The sequence below is a fragment of the Sulfitobacter aestuarii genome, assembly GCF_042685005.1.
Taxonomy (GTDB): domain Bacteria; phylum Pseudomonadota; class Alphaproteobacteria; order Rhodobacterales; family Rhodobacteraceae; genus Sulfitobacter; species Sulfitobacter aestuarii.
Genome location: NZ_JBHUMP010000009.1, coordinates 94975 through 111952 on the forward strand (window position 1 = coordinate 94975; position 16978 = coordinate 111952).

Consider the following 16978-nt stretch of genomic DNA (forward strand, 5'->3'; position numbering starts at 1 on the left):
TCTTGCGCGGTCCACATTATCTGAATTGTCGGAACGCAGAGCCCTGCCCTACCAACGGGACAGTGCATCCTCGTCTTCCGATCTGGATTCGACCCAGGCAGCCCCCTCGGCGGTGATCTCCCGCTTCCAGAATGGGGCCCGCGATTTCAGGTAATCCATCAGGAATTCCGCAGCCTCAAAGGCATCCTTGCGGTGTCGCGCGGCGGTGGCGACCATCATGATCATGTCACCGGGTGCCAGCCGACCATAGCGGTGAATCACCAGCACGTCACCGAGCGAGAACCGTGTCTGCGCCTGCTCGGCAATTTTACGCAGCGCCACCTCGGTCATGCCGGGATAATGTTCGATCTCCATGACCTGCAGCGGCGCTTCCGGCAGGTCACGCACCAGGCCGGTGAAACTCACCACCGCGCCTATGTCGGTGCCGGAATCGGAAAACCGCGTCAGTTCAGCGCCGAGATCGAAGGGCGCTTCCTGTACCGAGATATGCATCTCAGCCCCCGGTCATCGGCGGGAAGAACGCCACTTCACGGACCCCGTCGAGCGGCGCGTCGAAATCGCTCAGCTCCTGATCCACGGCGACACGCAGTGCCGACAGGTCGCTGAACGCCGCCTCATAGCGCGGCTCGCGGTCGCGCAGCTCGGCGACCAACTCGGCCACCGTGGTGGCGCTCGTTTCGATCCGCTCGCGCGGCAGACCGATGCGCTCACGCACCCAGGCAAAATACAACACATCCATCAGCGTGCCTCCTTCAGATGCGGCAGGGCCTTGAGCAGGTAATCCGCCCCGGTCAGCGCCGTCAACGTCGCCGCGACCCAGAGCAGGGCCAGCCCGATCCGGCCCGCCCATTCCATTCCGGCGAGCTTCCAGCCGAGCCCGAGCACATCCTCTTCCCGCCCGCTCAGGATCGCCTCGATCATCGCCTGATCCATGCCGAAGACCGACATGCCGAGGTAATGTTCGAAGACGCCCTGGCTGAACAGCACCGCGATGGCGATCATCTGCAAGGTCGTTTTCCACTTGGCCAGCTGCGTGACCTTGAGCGTGCCCGCCACGTCGCCAAGATATTCGCGCAGCCCGGAGACGAAAACCTCGCGGAACAGGATCACCGTGGCGGGCAGGACCAGCCAGGGTTGCCAGCTCGAAAAGCCGATGATCACCATCAGGGCGATCACCACCATCGCCTTGTCCGCAATCGGATCGAGCATCGCGCCTAGCTTGGTCTCCTGTTTCCAGGCCCGCGCCAGATAGCCGTCGAACCAGTCGGTGATGCTGGCGCCGACGAACAGCAGCAGCGCGAACCAATCGGCATAGGGCCGGGTAAAATAGAGGAACATCACCGCCACGCCGGGGGCGGCGAGCAGGCGGATGAAGGTCAGGATATTGGGCAGGTTCCATTTCATGGCGCCACCCTACCCTGCTCTTTGTGCAGGCGAAAGTACGATACCGACCATCCCGGGCGGCAATCGCACCGCCACGATATCCGCTCAGCCGCGTTCATGGAAATAGGCGTAGATCGTCTCGGCAAGAGCGCCGGAGACGCCGTCTACCGCCTTGAGATCGCTTAGATTGGCGCGCGCAACTGCCTTTGCGGAACCGAAATGGGAGAGCAACGCGCGTTTGCGGGTCGCGCCGACCCCCGGCACGTCATCGAGCGGCGTGGCGCCGACCGCCTTGGCCCGTTTGGCGCGATGGGTGCCGATGGCGAACCGATGCGCCTCGTCGCGCAGGCGCTGGATGAAATAGAGCACCGGGTCGTTGTGCCGCAACGCCATGGGCCGCTTGCCGACGCGGTGGAACTCCTCCTTGCCGGCATCGCGATCAATGCCCTTGGCAACCCCGACCATCGGAATATCCTCGACCCCGAATTCCCGCATGATCGAAGCCACGGCGCTGACCTGACCGGCACCGCCGTCAATCAGCAGCAGATCGGGCCACTGACCCTGCTTGCGCTCGGGATCCTCCTTGATCAGGCGTTTGAAACGGCGGGTGAGCACTTCCTTCATCATCCCGAAATCATCCCCCGGCGTCAGCTCATCGCCCCGAATGTTGAACTTGCGATACTGGTTCTTCAGCAGCCCCTCTGGCCCGGCGACGATCATCCCGCCGACCGCGTTGGTGCCCTGGATGTGGCTGTTGTCATAGACCTCGATGCGCTGCGGCGGCGCTGGCAGGTCGAAGGCCTCGGCGAGACCGCTCAACAATCGTCCCTGTGTCGCGGTTTCGGCCATCTTGCGGGCCAGCGATTCACGGGCATTGCGCAGCGCCCCCTCCACCAGCTCCGCCTTCTCGCCGCGTTGCGGCACCAGCAGCTCGACCTTGCGCCCGAGCTTGCCCGACAGGGCCTCGGCCATCAGGTCCGGGCTTTCGATCTGGTTGGACAGGATCAACTGACGCGCCGGTTCACGGCTGTCATAGAACTGGCCGATGAAGGCTTCAAGAACTTCGGCGGGCTCCACATCGGTGCCGACGCGCGGATAGTAATCGCGGTTGCCCCAGTTCTGGTTGGCCCGAATGAAGAAAACCTGCACGCAGGCCTGACCGCTGTCCATGTGCAGCGCGATGATATCGGCCTCGGCGACTCCCTTGGGATTGATCCCCTGCGCGCTCTGCACCTGGGTGAGCGCCTTGATCCGGTCGCGCAGGGCCGCGGCACGCTCGAATTCCATCGCTTCGGAGGCCGCCGCCATCTCACCGGCCAACCGCGACTGGATATCGGTGGTCTTGCCACTGAGAAACCGTTCCGCATCGCGAACCGTCTGGCGGTAATCCTCGGCGGAAATTTTTCCCACACAGGGCGCGGAGCAGCGTTTGATCTGGTGCTGCAGGCAGGGCCGCGTGCGGCTTTCGAACATCGCGTTCGAGCAATCGCGCAGCAGGAACACCCGCTGCAGCTGGTTCAGCGTCCGGTTCACCGCCCCGGCGCTGGCGAAAGGGCCGTAATAGCTGCCCTTCTCCTTCTTGGCGCCGCGGTGTTTCTTGATCTGCGGATAGGCGTGATCGGCGGTGACCAGGATGTTCGGGAAGCTCTTGTCATCACGCAGCAGCACGTTGAACTTGGGCTTGAGCTGCTTGATCAGGTTCTGTTCGAGCAGCAGAGCCTCGGTCTCGGTCCGCGTGGTCAGAAACATCATCGACGCAGTATTGGCGATCATCCGGGCGATGCGCGGCGTATGCCCGGTGGGCCGCGCATAGCTCGATACCCGCGCCCGCAGATTTCGCGCCTTGCCCACATAGAGCACCCGGCTCTCGGCATCGAGCATCCGGTAGACGCCGGGGGAGCTATCAAGCGTCTTGAGATAGGCCTGGATGACCTTGCGGCCTTGCTTTGGCGGGGCGGATTCCTGGGTCATCGCGTCGATCTGATTCTCCGGTCTGGCTGCAATGGCTGGGCAGCTACCTCAAGCGTTAACATGTCCACGATTCTTGTGGATAAGTCTGACGATAACTTTGGGTCATCTGACAATTCTTGTTGTTTTCGGCAGCTTTCACCGATTTGCCCAATTTTTAGGCAGTTTCTCAAACCCTTGATCTTGCATGAAAATTAAAGATGATCATTGCAAGCTATTGAGATCATTAGCCTTTTTGTAACACTTTCGTGACCCCTGCGAAAACGGTGCAAAACTTACGCCGCAGCGCAGCATCACTCGACGCCGAGGATGTCCGGAGTCTGCCATGCCAGATGTTGACCGCCGTCCACGCAGAGCAATTGACCGGTCACTGCGGGGGCATCGAGGAAGAAACCGAGAGCCGCGCTGATATCCTCCGGATTGGAGCCACGCGTAAGCACTGTATGGCGGCGCTGGTCGGCGAAGTGGCGGTCGCTCTGTCGGCTGCCCTGCATCGTCGGCCCCGGTCCGATGGCGTTAACGCGGATCGCTGGTGCCAGCCCCTGCGCGGCCGTCCGGGTCAGCGCCCAGAGCCCCATCTTTGCCAGCGTGTAGGTCATGAACTCCGGCGTCAGCTTGCGCACCCGCTGGTCGAGCATGTTGACCACAAGCCCGGTCGCCTGCGGCTCTCCGTTCCTGTCGGTGACAGGGGCGAGCCCCTGCGCCGCCATTGCCTGGATCAGCAGGAAGGGCGCGCGCAGGTTGCTGTGCATGTGCCGGTCCCAGCTCTCCCGCGTGGCGCTCTTGATCGTGTCGTATTCGAAGATCGAAGCGTTGTTAACCAGACAGGTGATCGGCCCGCCGAGCGCCTCGGCGGCAGCGGGCAGCAGCGCCTCGGTGGCGGTCTCGTCCAGCAGATCGGCCTGCAGTGCCACGGCATCGCGGCCCAGGTCGCGGATCTCTGCCACGACGTCCTGCGCGCCTTTTTCGGAGGAGGCATAATGCACTGCCACGTCATGACCGCGCCGCGCCAGATAGAGCGCCATCTCACGGCCCAGGCGCGCCCCGGCGCCGGTTACCAAAGCACGGGTCATTCATGCCTCCTTACTGTAGTACCACGAAAATATAGAGCCCATAGAACGCTGACAGTGCAATACCCCAGCGCCGAGTGATGTCGCGCCCCAGATAGACGAAGGGAATCAGCAGCAGCGACGCGCCGAGCATGACCCAGAGATCGAAGCGCAGGAATTCCGGATCGACCTCGATCTTGCCGATGAAACTGGTGATGCCGATGATCGCAAGGAGGTTGAACATATTGGAGCCGATGACATTGCCGAGCGCCACGTCAGCCTGTCGGCGCAGGGCCGCCATCACGGTCGTCGCGAGTTCCGGCAGCGAGGTGCCGATCGCCACCAGCGTCAGCCCGATCACCGTGTCGCTGATCCCGTAGGTCTGGGCAATGATCGTGGCGTTGCGCACCAGCAGATCCGCGCCGAGCGGCAGACCGACGAGGCCGAGCAGCAGATAGGTCCCGACCTTCCAGCCGGGCATGTCCGGATCGGCGCCCTCGACCTCTTCTTCTTCCTCTTCCTCGGGACCGCTGTTGTCGGCGATCGCCCCGGCCCGCCGGTGATCCTTCGCATCGCCAAAGGCATCCCAGAGCATGTAGGCAAGCCCCCCGAGCAGCACCAGACCGGAAAGCCAGTCAAAGACGCCGCGGAAGGCGAGCACGATGAACAGGATAGAGGCGGCAATCATCTGGTTATAGGTCTTGCGGGTACTGCAGGCGGAGGTGTGCATCGTCGCCAGCAGCGCCGGGATACCGAGCACCAGGAGGATATTGGCGGTGTTGGAGCCCACCACGTTGCCGAGCGCGATACCCGGCGCGTTGTCGAGCACCGCCTTGATCGAGACCAGCAGTTCCGGCGCCGAGGTGCCGAAGGCGACGATGGTCAGGCTGACGATCAGGGCCGGAACACCGAGACGCAGGCTGAGGTTCACCGCGCCCTTGACCAGCGCATCCCCGGCAAACAACAGGATCACCAGGCCGAGCAGGCACAACAACCACGGCAACAACATCAACGCATTTCCTTGCAGTTACACCGCCCCTTGCCGATCTGGTAGCGGCCGCATTTCGGACATTTGCGCTGCCGTAGGCGCTTGCCGCCCAGCCAGTGCATCTTGCCGAACCACGCCAGCACGCCCATGCCGATCAGGAACAAGAGGACAATTTTGAGAATCATGAATCAGAGGCCAAAACGCGCATAGGCGGCGCGTTCTTCGATGCCCTGCACCGCTTCGGAGAAGAGCTGCGCCCCGAACCGCGCCAGCAGACCGCGTTTCGCGCCGTATCTGCGGAACCGTACCTTGTCGCCGAAACGGTCCTTCATCATCGGGCGCAGATGGCCGACCCCGTCGATCAACCCGAGCTCGGTGGCGCGTTTGGCCAGCCAGATCTCGCCGGTGAACAGATCCTGTCCCTCGGCAAGCTTCGCGCCGCGCCGCTCCCGCACATGCTCGATGAAGTTGTCGTGGATGTCTTCCAGGAGCCGCTTGAGCCGGGCCACATCCTCCGGCTTTTCCGGGCGGAACGGGTCGAGCATCGATTTCGACTCTCCGGCGGTATGCACCCGCCGCTCGATACCATGTTCGCGCAGGAACTCGTGCGCCCCGAAAGAGGCCGAGATCACACCGATCGACCCGAGCACAGAGGAGGCATCGGCATAGATCTCATCCGCCGCCGCGGCGAGCCAGTAGCCGCCCGAGGCGGCGACGTCCTCGACGAAGGCGATGACGGGAATGTCCTTCTCGCTGGCCAGCCGCCGGATGCGGGCGCCGATCAGCGAGGATTGCACCGGGCTGCCGCCGGGGGAATTGACCACCAGCGCCACCGCATCGGGCTTGCCGCGCGAGAAGGCCTTCTCGATCACCGGGCCGATGGTGATATCGTTCAGGACCGCGCGGCTCTGGCTGCTGATCATCCCGGAAAGGTGGATGACGGCAACCGAGGGTCTGGATTTGAGGAAGGGGAGCCAGCGTTTCATGTCTGTCCATGTAGAGTGCGGGCGCGGCGCAAACAAGGCGGCGTCCGCAAGAGATTACTGCCGGATACGCCAGCCGGTCCGGAAGATCCACCAGATCACCTCGAGACAGAGGCCGGTAAACAATCCGATGGCCAGCAGGCTGGTCAGGATCGGCACGTCGGCGGAACCAAAGAAGGCCCAGCGGAAGCCGGAGATCAGATAGACGACCGGATTGAACATCGAGATCGTCTGCCAGACCGGCGGCAGCATCGAAATCGAGTAGAAGGAGCCGCCGAGGAACACCAGCGGCGTCACGATCAAGAGTGGCACCAGCTGCAATTGCTCGAAATTCCCTGCCCAGATGCCGATGATGAAGCCCATCAGCGCGAAGCTGATGCAGGTCAGGATCAGGAAGGCCACCATCGCCAGAGGATGCGCAATGGAGATATCGACGAAGAAGAAGGCGGTGATCAGGATGATCGTCCCGATAAACAGCGCCTTGGTGGCCGCCGCCCCGACATAACCGATGACGATCTCGAAGAAATTGACCGGCGCCGAGAGCAGTTCGAAGATCGTGCCGATAAACTTCGGAAAATAGATCCCGAAAGAGGCGTTCGAGATCGATTGGGTGATGACCGACAGCATGATCAGCCCCGGCACGATGAAGGCGCCGTAGCTGACCCCTTCGACCTCCTGGATACGACTGCCGATGGCGGCGCCGAAGACCACGAAATAGAGCGAGGTGGAGAGCACCGGGGAGATGATGCTCTGGGCGATGGTGCGAAAGAAGCGCGCCATCTCGAAAGCGTAGATCGCCTTGATAGCGGTCCAGTTCATGCCGCGCCCTCCTGCACCAGGTCCACGAAGATATCCTCCAGGCTGCTTTGCCGCGTGACCACATCGCGCAGCACCAGCCCGGCGGCGGCGACCTCCGACAAGAGCTTGGTGATGCCGGTACGTTCGGCATTGGTGTCATAGGTGTAGATCAGCGCCGAACCGTCGGCCGAAAGCCGCAAGGCCTGCGACTGCAGGGAGGCCGGGACGCTGGAGATCGGCTCGGAAAGCTGTACCTCCAGCTCCTTCTTGCCCATCCGCGCCATCAGCTTGTCCTTCTCCTCGACCAGCAGCAGCTCGCCTTTGGCGATCACCCCGATCCGGTCGGCGATGGCCTCCGCTTCCTCGATATAATGGGTGGTCAGGATGATCGTGACGCCATCCGCCTTCAGCCCTGCCACGATCTGCCACATGTCCTTGCGCAGCTCGACATCGACCCCAGCCGTGGGCTCGTCGAGAAACAGCACGCGCGGCTCATGCGACAGCGCCTTGGCGATCAGCACCCGGCGTTTCATGCCGCCCGACAGCGCGCGGATCTGGCTGTCTTTCTTGTCCCAGAGCGAGAGCTGGCGCAGGATCCGCTCGAGTGCGGCATCATCGGCTGGCTTGCCGAACAGCCCGCGCGAGAAGCGCACGGTGTTGATCACTTTCTCGAACGGTTCGAGATTAATCTCCTGCGGCACCAGCCCGATCATCGAACGCGCCGCGCGGTAATCCTTGAGAATGTCATGGCCGCCCACCTCGACATGTCCCCCGGTCGGGGTGGTGATGCCGCAGATGGTCGAGATCAGCGTTGTCTTGCCCGCGCCATTCGGCCCGAGCAGCGCGAGGATCTCGCCTTCCCTGATCCGTAGGCTGACGCCTTTCAGCGCCTCGAAACCTCCGGCGTAGGATTTGCGCAGGTCCTCGATCTTCAGAATGTCTGCCATCGTCTTCTCCGCGAATTTTGCGGGACGCTAGCGGGATTTGCGGATAGTTAACAGGGCCGTCAGGACTTCGACTTGCCGAACCAGCCCTTTTTCGCGGGGGGTTCCTGCGCCTGTTCCGCGACGTCATCCGCCGCTTCGCCCGGGCCTTCGAGCGAGGATTGCAGATTGGTGAAGAACTGATCGGCCATCTTCTTGGCGAAACCGTCGATGATCCGGCTGCCAAGCTGGGCCAGCTTGCCGCCGACCTTGGCCTCGACATCATAGGAAAGCTCGGTGCCGCCGTCCTTGGGCGCCAGCCGCACATCGGCGCCGCCCTTGGCAAATCCGGCAGCGCCGCCCTTCCCGTCGCCGGTGATCCTCAGCGCTTCGTTCGGCACCAGATCGGACAGGACGACCCGGCCCCTGAACGTCGCCTTCACCGGACCGACCTTCTGCACCACCGTCGCCTCGTAGCCGTCTTCGACCGAGCCGCTGACCTCCTGCGCGCCGGGCACGCAATTCTGCAGCATCCGGGGATCGAGCAGCGCGGCATAGACCTCGGCCGGACTGGCGGCGATGTGGCGGGTGTCGGACATCTGCATGAGAATGCTCCTTTGACTGTGCTGAGCGAAACCTAGCGCGGATCCGCTGCCCGGGCCAACGGCAAAGGTTCTGGACAGCAACCGAAAGGCTGATAGGACTTGAGGCATGAATACCGCAGCCCAAAACCGCGCCGGTCTGGCAATCCTTTCCGTGCTGCTCGGGGTTGGCGCGATCTCGATCAACGACATGCTGATCAAGCAGTTATCGGGCGGTTATCCGCTGCATCAGATCGTCTTCACCCGCTCCGCCATCGCCATTCTCTTCAGTCTCGTGATGGTTCAGGCCGAAGGTGGCTGGCAGGTGCTCAAGACCGATCAGCCGGGGCTTCACCTGCTGCGTGGTGCGACGGTGGTTGTCTCCAACATGACCTTCTTCGTCGGGCTCTCGGTGCTGCCGCTGGCCGATGCCACCGCGCTGTTCTTTGCCGCGCCGCTGTTCATCACCCTGCTCTCGATCCCGATCCTCGGCGAGAAGGTCGGCATGTTGCGGCTCAGTGCCGTTGCCGTGGGTTTCGTCGGGGTCATCATCATGCAGCGCCCCTGGGCGGGCGAGCAAGGTCTGGCGGTGTCGCGGCTGGTGCTGCTGCTGCCGCTGCTGGCGGCGCTGTTCTATGCGCTCAACCAGCTGATGACCCGCAAGCTCGGCGTGCGGGCCAAGGCCTCGGCGCTGGCGGTCTATATCCAGGGGACGTTCCTGTTGGTGTCGATGCTTTTCTACCTCGTGGCCGGGGATGGGCGTTTCATCGATGCCGGGAGTCCGGACGCGCTGCAATTCCTGCTGCGCGCCTGGGTCTGGCCTTCGGACGGGGATGTCTGGGTGTTCTGCGCGCTCGGGCTCAACGCGGCGGTGATCGGCTATTGCCTGAGCCAGGCCTATCGCCTCGCCGATGCCGCCACCGTGGCGCCGTTTGAATATATCGGCCTGCCGCTGGCGGTATTCTGGGGGCTCGCGATCTTCGGCGAGATACCGGCCTGGGAGGTCTGGATCGGTATCGCGCTGATCCTCGGCTCGGGGCTTTTCGTCTTCGTCCGCGAGCGTCGCAAGGCGCGGATCCTGAGCCGGGGCATCGGCACCCGGCGCTGAGCCCTCAGGAGATCTGCACCACCACCTTGCCGGTCGCCTCGCGGCGGCGCAGCAGGTCGAGCGCCTCGTTGGCCTGTTCGAGGGGCAGTACATGGCTGACATGCGGCTTCAGTCGGCCCGCCTCGTACCAGTCGATCAGCCGGCGGAAACTGTCGGTGAGCACCGATGGTTTGAGCCGCGCATAACCGCCCCAGTAGAGGCCGAGCACGCTAAGATTCTTGACCAACAGGATATTGGCGGGGATCTGCGGCACCTCGCCGCTGGCAAAGCCCAGCGGCAGCAGCCGCGCCTCGGGGTTGCAGGCACGCATCGCGGCCTTGAACTGCTCGCCGCCGATGGGATCATAGACCACGTCGGCCCCGCCCAGCGACTTGACGATGGCGCGGATGTCCTCGGAGCCGGAATCGATCAGGTGATCGGCGCCGGCGGCTTTGCAGATCTCGAGCTTCTGCGCTCCGCGCGCCACCGCCACGACCTCTGCGCCCATCAGCTTGCCAAGCTCCACCGCCGTCAGCCCCACCCCGCCCGAGGCGCCAAGCACCAGCAGCCGCTCGCCCGGTTTCAGATGCGCCTTGTAATCGAGCGCCACATGGCTCGTGCCATAGGCAATCAGGAAGGCCGCGGCATCGACGGCGTCCATGGCATCGGGGATCGGCACGCAGATGTCCGCCGGGATCGCCGCATATTCGGCCAGCCCGCCAAAGCCGGAATAGGCCGCGATGCGCTGGCCGACCTCCAGGGTCTCGACCCCGTCACCAAGCCCGACCACCCGGCCGGCAAGCTCCATGCCGAGCGTCACCGGGAGCTCCGGCTTCTCCTGATAGGTGCCCTTGATGATCAGCAGATCGCCGAAGTTGAGCCCGCAGGTTTCGATCTGCACCAGCACCTGTCCGGGCTGCGGCTTGGGCATCTCCAAGTTCTGCAGGCTGAGCTCTTGGTCATGAGCGATAACTTGCATGGCGCGCATCGGGCGGGCTCCTCTTTTCTGTTCGCGGATAAAGGGCCAGAGCTGTCGGCGAATGGCAAGGTCGGATTGATCCCTGCCCCGCAGGATCAGGGCATCAGGACGCTGCGGATACCATAGGCCACGATCCCGAGCGCCACGATGCTGACCAGCCAGATCAGCACGAACCAACCGCTGCGCGCCAGCCAGCGCCGCATCAGTGATAGCCCTCCTCGGGATCGACCTTGCCGCGGAACACCCAATAGGCATAGGCCGTGTAGCCCAGGATCATCGGCAGCAGCACCAGCGTGCCCACCAGGGTGAAAAGCAGGCTCTCGTCCGGTGCCGCGGCCTCGGCGATGGTCAGCGAGGGTGGCACGATATTGGGATAAAAGCTGATACCGATGCCGATGAAGCCGAGGATGAACAGCGACTGGGCGCAGAGGAAGGGCCGCACATCCATCTGGCGGCGCAGGCCCTGCAGCAAGCCGAGCGAGGCCAGTACCACCAGGACCGGCACAACGCCGCTGAACAGCATGGCGGGCCAGGCGAACCAGCGTCCGAAATATTCGGCCTGCTGGAACGGGGTCCAGAGGCTGACCAGCGCCATGAAAACCAGCGTCGCGAGCGCGAAGGGCCAGGCGAGACGGCGCATGTGCCGCTGGATCCGCCCCTCGAGCTTCATGTTGAGCCAGGTCGCCCCGAGCATCGCATATCCCACCGTCACCGCGACCCCGGTAAGCAGCGAGAACGGCGTCAGCCAGTCCCACCAGCCCCCGGCATAGACCCGGTTCTCGATCTCGATCCCCTGCACCAGCGCCCCGAGCGCGATGCCCTGACAGAGCGCCGCGACCAGCGAGCCGCCGAAGAAAGCGAGATCCCAGAGCGGTTTCCACCGCTTGGTGCGCCAGCGGTATTCAAAGGCCACACCGCGGAAGATCAGCCCCAGCAGCATCAGGATGATCGGCATGTAGAGCGCGGGCATCACCACCGCATAGGCCAGCGGAAACACCGCGAAGAGCCCGCCGCCGCCGAGCACCAGCCAGGTCTCGTTGCCGTCCCAGATCGGCGAGATCGAATTCATCATCACGTTGCGTTCCTGCTCGTCCTTGGTGAGCGGGAACAGCAGTCCGACCCCGAGGTCAAAACCGTCGAGGATCACGTAGATCAACACCGCGAGCGCGATGATCCCGGCCCAGATGAAAGAGAGTTCAAGACCCAGCATGGCGCGGCTCCTTGGTTCTGGCGTCATATTGTGCCACCGGGGTGGTTCCCGCGGCGCGGGTGGGCGCTTCCTTGCGCAGCGCGTCGCGGGATTCAGGAACCACCGCGTGACCCATCATCCGCAGGATGTAATAGGTGCCCGCACCGAAGACGAAGAAATAGACCACAATGAAGGCGATCAGCGAGGTGGCCACGGCGGGCGCCGCCACCGGGGCAAGACTGTCGGAAGTGCGCAGCAGGCCATAGACGGTGAAGGGCTGACGCCCGACCTCCGTGGTGATCCAGCCCGCGAGCACCGCGATGAAGCCCGTCGGCCCCATCACCAGCGCCGCCCGGTGCAGCATCGGCGCGTCATAGAGACGGCGACGATAGCGCGCCCAGAGTCCCCAGAGCCCGAGACCGAGCATCGCGAATCCGAGAGCGACCATGATCCGGAAGGAGAAGAAGACGATCGCCACCGGCGGCTCGTCCTCGTCCGGGATGGTGTCGAGCCCGTCGAGCGGTGCGTTGAGATTGTGCTTGAGGATCAGCGAGGAGAGCTTGGGGATCTGGATCGCATAATCGACACGTTTCTCGGCTTGGTTGGGGATACCGAATAGGATCAGCGGCGCGCCGTTCTCGTGGCTGTCGAAATGCCCTTCCATCGCCATCACCTTGGCGGGCTGGTGTTCCAGCGTGTTGATGCCGTGAAAATCACCGGCGACGATCTGCAATGGCGTCACCACCGCCAGCATCCACATCGCCATGGAGAACATCCGGCGACTCGGCCGGTCCTGCCGGTCGCGCAGCAGATGCAGCGCGCCGACCGCGCCAACCACCAGCGCCGTGGTCAGATAGGCCGCCAGCACCATATGCAGCAGGCGATAGGGGAAGGACGGGCTGAAGACGATGGCCCACCAATCCACCGGGATGAACTGGCCGACATCGTTCATCGCGAAGCCTTGCGGCGTCTGCATCCACGAATTGACCGAGAGGATCCATGTCGCCGACAGCAGCGTGCCGAAAGCCACCATGGCGGTGGCGAACATGTGCAGACCATCCCCGACCCGGCGACGGCCAAAGAGCATGATGCCGAGGAAACCGGCTTCGAGGAAGAAGGCCGATAGCACCTCATAGGCCATCAGCGGCCCGACCACCGGCCCGGCCTTGTCCGAGAAGGCTGCCCAGTTGGTGCCGAACTGATAGGACATCACCACGCCCGAGACGACACCCATGCCGAAGGCCACGGCGAAGATCTTCTTCCAGTAGTTGAACAGGACGAAATAGGTTTCGTCACGGGTCCGCAGCCAGAGGGCGTTCAGCACTGCGAGATAGCTTGCGAGGCCGATTGAAAAGGCAGGGAAGATGATGTGAAACGACACGGTGAAGGCGAATTGCACCCGGGCCAGCGTTTCGGCGGAATAGGCGTCCAACATGGGCAAACCTCATAGCTGCTTTAACGCCCCTATATCGAGGGACTTGAAATGGCGCACGGATGCAAAATGCCGCATCAGAAGGTCAGGCTAACACATAGGCCGGGCGCGTTGTCCGCTAATATCAGCTCGGCACCGTGCAGCTGCGCCACCGATTGCACGAGGCTGAGGCCCAGCCCATTGCCCGGTGTGTTGCGGCTGCGATCAAGCCGGTAGAGCCTTTGCAGCACCTTCTCGCGTTCCTCGGCGGGGATGCCGGGGCCATCATCGCAGACCGAAAGCCGGATGCGACCGTTTTCATGTGCGAGACCCAGCACGATTTCCGTGCCCGGCGGCGTGTGGCGCAGGCTGTTCTCGATCAGGTTGGACAGCGCCTGGGCCACAAGGTCGCGATCTCCCTCGATCCGTGGCGTTTCTCGTGAAACATCGCAGCTGAGCCGGTGCCCGGTCTGGCTCGCCGCGGGTTCATAGACCTCTGCCAGCGTCTGACAGAGCGCTTCGAGATCGACCGGCGCGAAACGCGCCTTCGGAGAGCCGGATTCGACCTGCGCGAGCTGCAACAGCGACTGGAAGACCGATGCGATACGCGCCAGCTCGTCCTGCGCCCGCCCGATCAGCGCCTCCTGCTCGCTCTCCGGCGGGATCTGCCGGGCGAGATCATCGAGATAGACCGAAACCCGCTGGATCGGCGTCTTGAGGTCATGGGCGATGTCGGAGGAAACCTGACGCAGGGCGGCAACCGAGCTTTCCTGCGCCTTCGCCATCTGGTTCACCTTGACGCCGATCCGGCTGAGATCATCCGACCAGCCCGGCGCCACGGCGACCCGCGCCCCGAGGTCTCCGTTGGTGAGCTGATCGAGCGTGCTGCCGATCACCTCGACATGGCGTTTCGAGCGCCGCGCCAGGTAAAGGCCGCCGGAAAGCGCGATCAGCATGGTCGGCAGCAGGCTGACCAGCAGGATGTTGAGGAAGACGCCGCGCAAAGCCACGAGCTCGGCTCGGCTGCGCGCGATGGTCAGCAGGCCGCCGCGCACACTGTCCGTGAGCGACAGGTAGGAGCCGGGATATTGCGCGCGCTCGGCGTCGAGAGAGACGATGTGATAGCCCTCGTCATCCCGCGCGATGGCGCCGTTGCCATAGATCCGGCCCCGCGGCGAGACATAACTCAGGATCAACCGCCGCGGGTCCGCCTCGCGCGATTCAGCCTCCACCAGCAGCGCCACGGCGGCGGCATTGGGGGCCGCGCGAAAACCGGCAAGATCCTGTGCCAGATCGGCGCGCATCCCCTCTTCGAACGAGGATTGGGTGACCGCGTAGCTTGCCCCGAGGCTGAGCAGCGAGATGGTGCTGAACAGCAGCACCAGAACCAGGGCCAGACGCAGCGGCATCGACCGCCAGAGCTGGGCCAGACGCCGTCGCTGACGCTGCGCGATCACGCGTCGATCCGGTATCCGGCGCCGCGCACGGTGCGGATCAGCTCGCGCTCGAAGGGTCTGTCCACCTTGGCGCGCAGGCGGCTGATATGGGTCTCCACCACATTCGTCATCGGATCGAAGCTGAGATCCCAGACCGATTCCAGCAGCATTGTCCGGGTTTGCACCCTTCCCTTGCGGCGCAGCAGATGTTCGAGCAGGGCGAATTCGCGAGGCAGCAGGTCGAGCTCCTGTCCGGCCCGGGTCACCTTCCGGGTGATCAGGTTCATCTCGAGATCGGCGGCGCGCAGCAGCGTTTCCTGTTCCAGCGCCTGCGGGCGCCGCGACAGCGCCGCGACCCGGGCCGACAATTCGCCGAAAGCGAAGGGTTTGACGAGGTAATCATCGCCACCGGCATTGAGCCCGCCGATACGATCCTCGACGCTGCCCATCGCGGTCAGGAACAGCACCGGCGTGGTATTCCCGGCGCCGCGCAGGGTCTTGACCAGTGTGAGCCCATCGACCTGCGGCAACATGCGGTCAACAATCAGCACGTCATAACTGCCCGAGGTCGCGGCGATGAGCGCCTCGCGCCCGTCCTCGAACAGATCGACGACATGCCCCTCCTCGCGCAGACCGCGCGCGATATAGGCGCCGGTGGTAACGTCGTCCTCTACAACCAGAAGCTTCATGTCCTGTCCGTCCTGCCTTCCCGCGGCGCCTTGCTAGCGCAGTTTCAGCGCCGATGCAGCCATGCGGCCCCCGCTTTACAGAATTGTATATATCGCCGGACCTCCATGTAAGCCCGGCACCCGATCTATCCAGAGCAAGGAAAAATGCGAGGAACACGTAGATGAAAAAGATACTCACCCCCACCGCCCTGGTGCTCGGCGCCGCGCTGAGCACGTCCACGGCGCTCACCATGGCCCCCTCCGCCGCGCTGGCGGTCCCGGCGGGCGGCTATGCCGATCTGGTCGAAGCGGTCTCGCCCAGCGTTGTCTTCATCGAAGTCACCGCCAAGGCGCAGCCCGGCGCCGGTCAGCCCGCCCTGCCCCCGGGCATGCCCGAAGAGCTGCGTCGTCAGTTCGAGCAGATGATGCCCGGCCAGAACGGCGGCTCCCCGGTGCAGGGGCTCGGCTCCGGTTTCATCGTCTCCGATGACGGTCAGATCGTGACCAATCATCACGTCGTCGCCGGGGCCGAGATCGTCAACGTCAAGATGGCCGATGGCCGGGAATTCGAGGCCAAGGTGGTCGGCAGCGACCCGATGACCGATATCGCGCTGCTTAAAATCGAGGCCGACGTGGACCTGCCCGCTGTATCCTTCGGCGTCTCCAAGACCCTGCGGGTCGGTGACGAGGTGGTGGCGGTCGGCAATCCCTTCGGGCTCGGCAACACGGTCACCTCGGGCATCGTTTCGGCCACTTCGCGCAATATCAACGCGGGGCCCTATGACGATTTCATCCAGACCGACGCCGCGATCAACCGGGGCAATTCCGGCGGTCCGCTGTTCAATAACGAAGGCGAGGTGATCGGCGTCAACACCGCGATCCTGTCGCCCGATGGCGGTTCGGTCGGCATCGGCTTTGCCGTGCCCTCGGACCTTGTGCAGACCATCGTGGAGGATCTTGCGGATGACGGCCTTGTCGAACGCGGCTGGCTCGGCGTGCAGATCCGCCAGATGACCCCGGAAGTCGCCAGCGTTCTGGGCTACGAAACGCCGAAGGGCGCGGTGATCGAGGCGGTCAGCGAAGATAGTCCCGCCGCCAAAGCAGGACTCGAGAAGGGGGATATCATCCTGTCCTTCGATGGCACCGAGATCACCGAGCTGCGCGACCTGACCCGCGCGGTTGCCGACATGGCGCCCGAAGAAGCCGCACCGGTTGTGGTGCTGCACAAGGGCAAGGAGGTAACCCGCGACGTGACCGTAGGCATGCTGAAACCCGAACCGGCATAACCTGCGCAGGTCCCGGCGCGTCTCCTGGTAGCGCCGGGATCTGACTTTTTTCCAGACTCCTGTTTTGTCCATCCATCCGACAGGATTCCGCCAGGCAGCGCATTCCCTGCTCTCCGAATCGACGGCTGCAGCGGGAGCAGCACGTCCTCCGGGCCGGGCCATTCTGCCGCCAGCGTCCTGTGACATTCCGGCAAAAGGAGCAATTTTCCGCGCTTCAGGTCCTCTGCGGGGTGGCACCGACGGCACATC

The 16978-nt window shown here is 63.7% G+C and carries 19 protein-coding genes; 2 read left to right on the plus strand and 17 right to left on the minus strand.

Features of this window, described 5'->3' with window-relative positions; genetic code table 11:
• Nucleotides 1-48: 48 nt before the first annotated feature.
• The 11 genes from ACFSUD_RS11715 to ACFSUD_RS11765 all read right to left on the minus strand — a co-directional run bounded on the left by ACFSUD_RS11715 (nucleotide 49) and on the right by ACFSUD_RS11765 (nucleotide 8697).
• Nucleotides 49-492 (minus strand): molybdenum cofactor biosynthesis protein MoaE, encoded by a 444-nt coding sequence (locus tag ACFSUD_RS11715; protein ID WP_386374608.1) that lies wholly within the window; start codon nucleotides 490-492, stop codon nucleotides 49-51.
• A gap of 1 nt (nucleotide 493) precedes the next feature.
• On the minus strand, nucleotides 494-742 hold the full coding sequence (moaD, locus tag ACFSUD_RS11720; protein WP_386374725.1) for a molybdopterin converting factor subunit 1: 249 nt from the start codon (nucleotides 740-742) through the stop codon (nucleotides 494-496).
• On the minus strand, nucleotides 739-1404 hold the full coding sequence (pgsA, locus tag ACFSUD_RS11725) for a CDP-diacylglycerol--glycerol-3-phosphate 3-phosphatidyltransferase (protein WP_386374610.1): 666 nt from the start codon (nucleotides 1402-1404) through the stop codon (nucleotides 739-741). The genes moaD and pgsA overlap by 4 nt, the downstream gene beginning before the upstream one ends.
• Nucleotides 1405-1488: 84 nt before the next feature.
• The gene (gene uvrC / locus ACFSUD_RS11730) at nucleotides 1489-3354 is read right to left on the minus strand and encodes an excinuclease ABC subunit UvrC (RefSeq protein ID WP_386374612.1); all 1866 of its coding nucleotides are present in this window, start codon (nucleotides 3352-3354) and stop codon (nucleotides 1489-1491) included.
• Between the two features lie 290 nt (nucleotides 3355-3644).
• On the minus strand, nucleotides 3645-4424 hold the full coding sequence (locus tag ACFSUD_RS11735; RefSeq protein WP_386374614.1) for an SDR family oxidoreductase: 780 nt from the start codon (nucleotides 4422-4424) through the stop codon (nucleotides 3645-3647).
• A 10-nt stretch (nucleotides 4425-4434) separates the two neighbouring features.
• Complete coding sequence (locus tag ACFSUD_RS11740) at nucleotides 4435-5406, minus strand: calcium/sodium antiporter (protein ID WP_386374727.1); 972 nt, start codon at nucleotides 5404-5406, stop codon at nucleotides 4435-4437.
• Between the two features lie 2 nt (nucleotides 5407-5408).
• Nucleotides 5409-5552, minus strand: coding sequence for a hypothetical protein (locus ACFSUD_RS11745; protein ID WP_386374616.1), 144 nt, complete (start codon nucleotides 5550-5552; stop codon nucleotides 5409-5411).
• Between the two features lie 24 nt (nucleotides 5553-5576).
• The gene (locus tag ACFSUD_RS11750; protein WP_386374618.1) at nucleotides 5577-6374 is read right to left on the minus strand and encodes a S49 family peptidase; all 798 of its coding nucleotides are present in this window, start codon (nucleotides 6372-6374) and stop codon (nucleotides 5577-5579) included.
• 54 nt (nucleotides 6375-6428) lie between these two features.
• Nucleotides 6429-7190, minus strand: coding sequence for an ABC transporter permease (locus tag ACFSUD_RS11755; protein ID WP_386374620.1), 762 nt, complete (start codon nucleotides 7188-7190; stop codon nucleotides 6429-6431).
• A complete protein-coding gene (locus ACFSUD_RS11760; protein ID WP_386374622.1) occupies nucleotides 7187-8116 on the minus strand; it encodes an ABC transporter ATP-binding protein in 930 nt (309 codons plus the stop codon). The genes ACFSUD_RS11755 and ACFSUD_RS11760 overlap by 4 nt, the downstream gene beginning before the upstream one ends.
• Nucleotides 8117-8175: 59 nt before the next feature.
• Nucleotides 8176-8697 (minus strand): CoxG family protein, encoded by a 522-nt coding sequence (locus ACFSUD_RS11765; protein WP_386374624.1) that lies wholly within the window; start codon nucleotides 8695-8697, stop codon nucleotides 8176-8178.
• Between the two features lie 106 nt (nucleotides 8698-8803).
• On the opposite strand from ACFSUD_RS11765, the gene ACFSUD_RS11770 reads away from it, so the two are divergent.
• A complete protein-coding gene (locus ACFSUD_RS11770; protein WP_386374626.1) occupies nucleotides 8804-9781 on the plus strand; it encodes a DMT family transporter in 978 nt (325 codons plus the stop codon).
• Nucleotides 9782-9785: 4 nt separating this feature from the next.
• Here the strand turns inward: ACFSUD_RS11770 and ACFSUD_RS11775 are convergent, their stop codons facing one another.
• The 6 genes from ACFSUD_RS11775 to ACFSUD_RS11800 all read right to left on the minus strand — a co-directional run bounded on the left by ACFSUD_RS11775 (nucleotide 9786) and on the right by ACFSUD_RS11800 (nucleotide 15464).
• Complete coding sequence (locus ACFSUD_RS11775) at nucleotides 9786-10748, minus strand: NADPH:quinone oxidoreductase family protein (protein WP_386374628.1); 963 nt, start codon at nucleotides 10746-10748, stop codon at nucleotides 9786-9788.
• A gap of 86 nt (nucleotides 10749-10834) precedes the next feature.
• Nucleotides 10835-10942, minus strand: coding sequence for a DUF2474 family protein (locus ACFSUD_RS11780; RefSeq protein WP_386374630.1), 108 nt, complete (start codon nucleotides 10940-10942; stop codon nucleotides 10835-10837).
• Complete coding sequence (gene cydB / locus ACFSUD_RS11785) at nucleotides 10942-11949, minus strand: cytochrome d ubiquinol oxidase subunit II (RefSeq protein WP_386374632.1); 1008 nt, start codon at nucleotides 11947-11949, stop codon at nucleotides 10942-10944. The genes ACFSUD_RS11780 and cydB overlap by 1 nt, the downstream gene beginning before the upstream one ends.
• Complete coding sequence (locus ACFSUD_RS11790) at nucleotides 11936-13363, minus strand: cytochrome ubiquinol oxidase subunit I (RefSeq protein WP_386374634.1); 1428 nt, start codon at nucleotides 13361-13363, stop codon at nucleotides 11936-11938. Before ACFSUD_RS11790 ends, cydB begins: the two co-directional genes overlap by 14 nt.
• Nucleotides 13364-13437: 74 nt before the next feature.
• Complete coding sequence (locus ACFSUD_RS11795; RefSeq protein WP_386374729.1) at nucleotides 13438-14748, minus strand: sensor histidine kinase; 1311 nt, start codon at nucleotides 14746-14748, stop codon at nucleotides 13438-13440.
• 44 nt (nucleotides 14749-14792) lie between these two features.
• Nucleotides 14793-15464 (minus strand): winged helix-turn-helix domain-containing protein, encoded by a 672-nt coding sequence (locus tag ACFSUD_RS11800; protein WP_386374636.1) that lies wholly within the window; start codon nucleotides 15462-15464, stop codon nucleotides 14793-14795.
• A 161-nt stretch (nucleotides 15465-15625) separates the two neighbouring features.
• Between ACFSUD_RS11800 and ACFSUD_RS11805 the strand changes: the two genes are divergently transcribed.
• Complete coding sequence (locus ACFSUD_RS11805; protein WP_386374637.1) at nucleotides 15626-16729, plus strand: Do family serine endopeptidase; 1104 nt, start codon at nucleotides 15626-15628, stop codon at nucleotides 16727-16729.
• The last annotated feature ends 249 nt before the right edge of the window (nucleotides 16730-16978 follow it).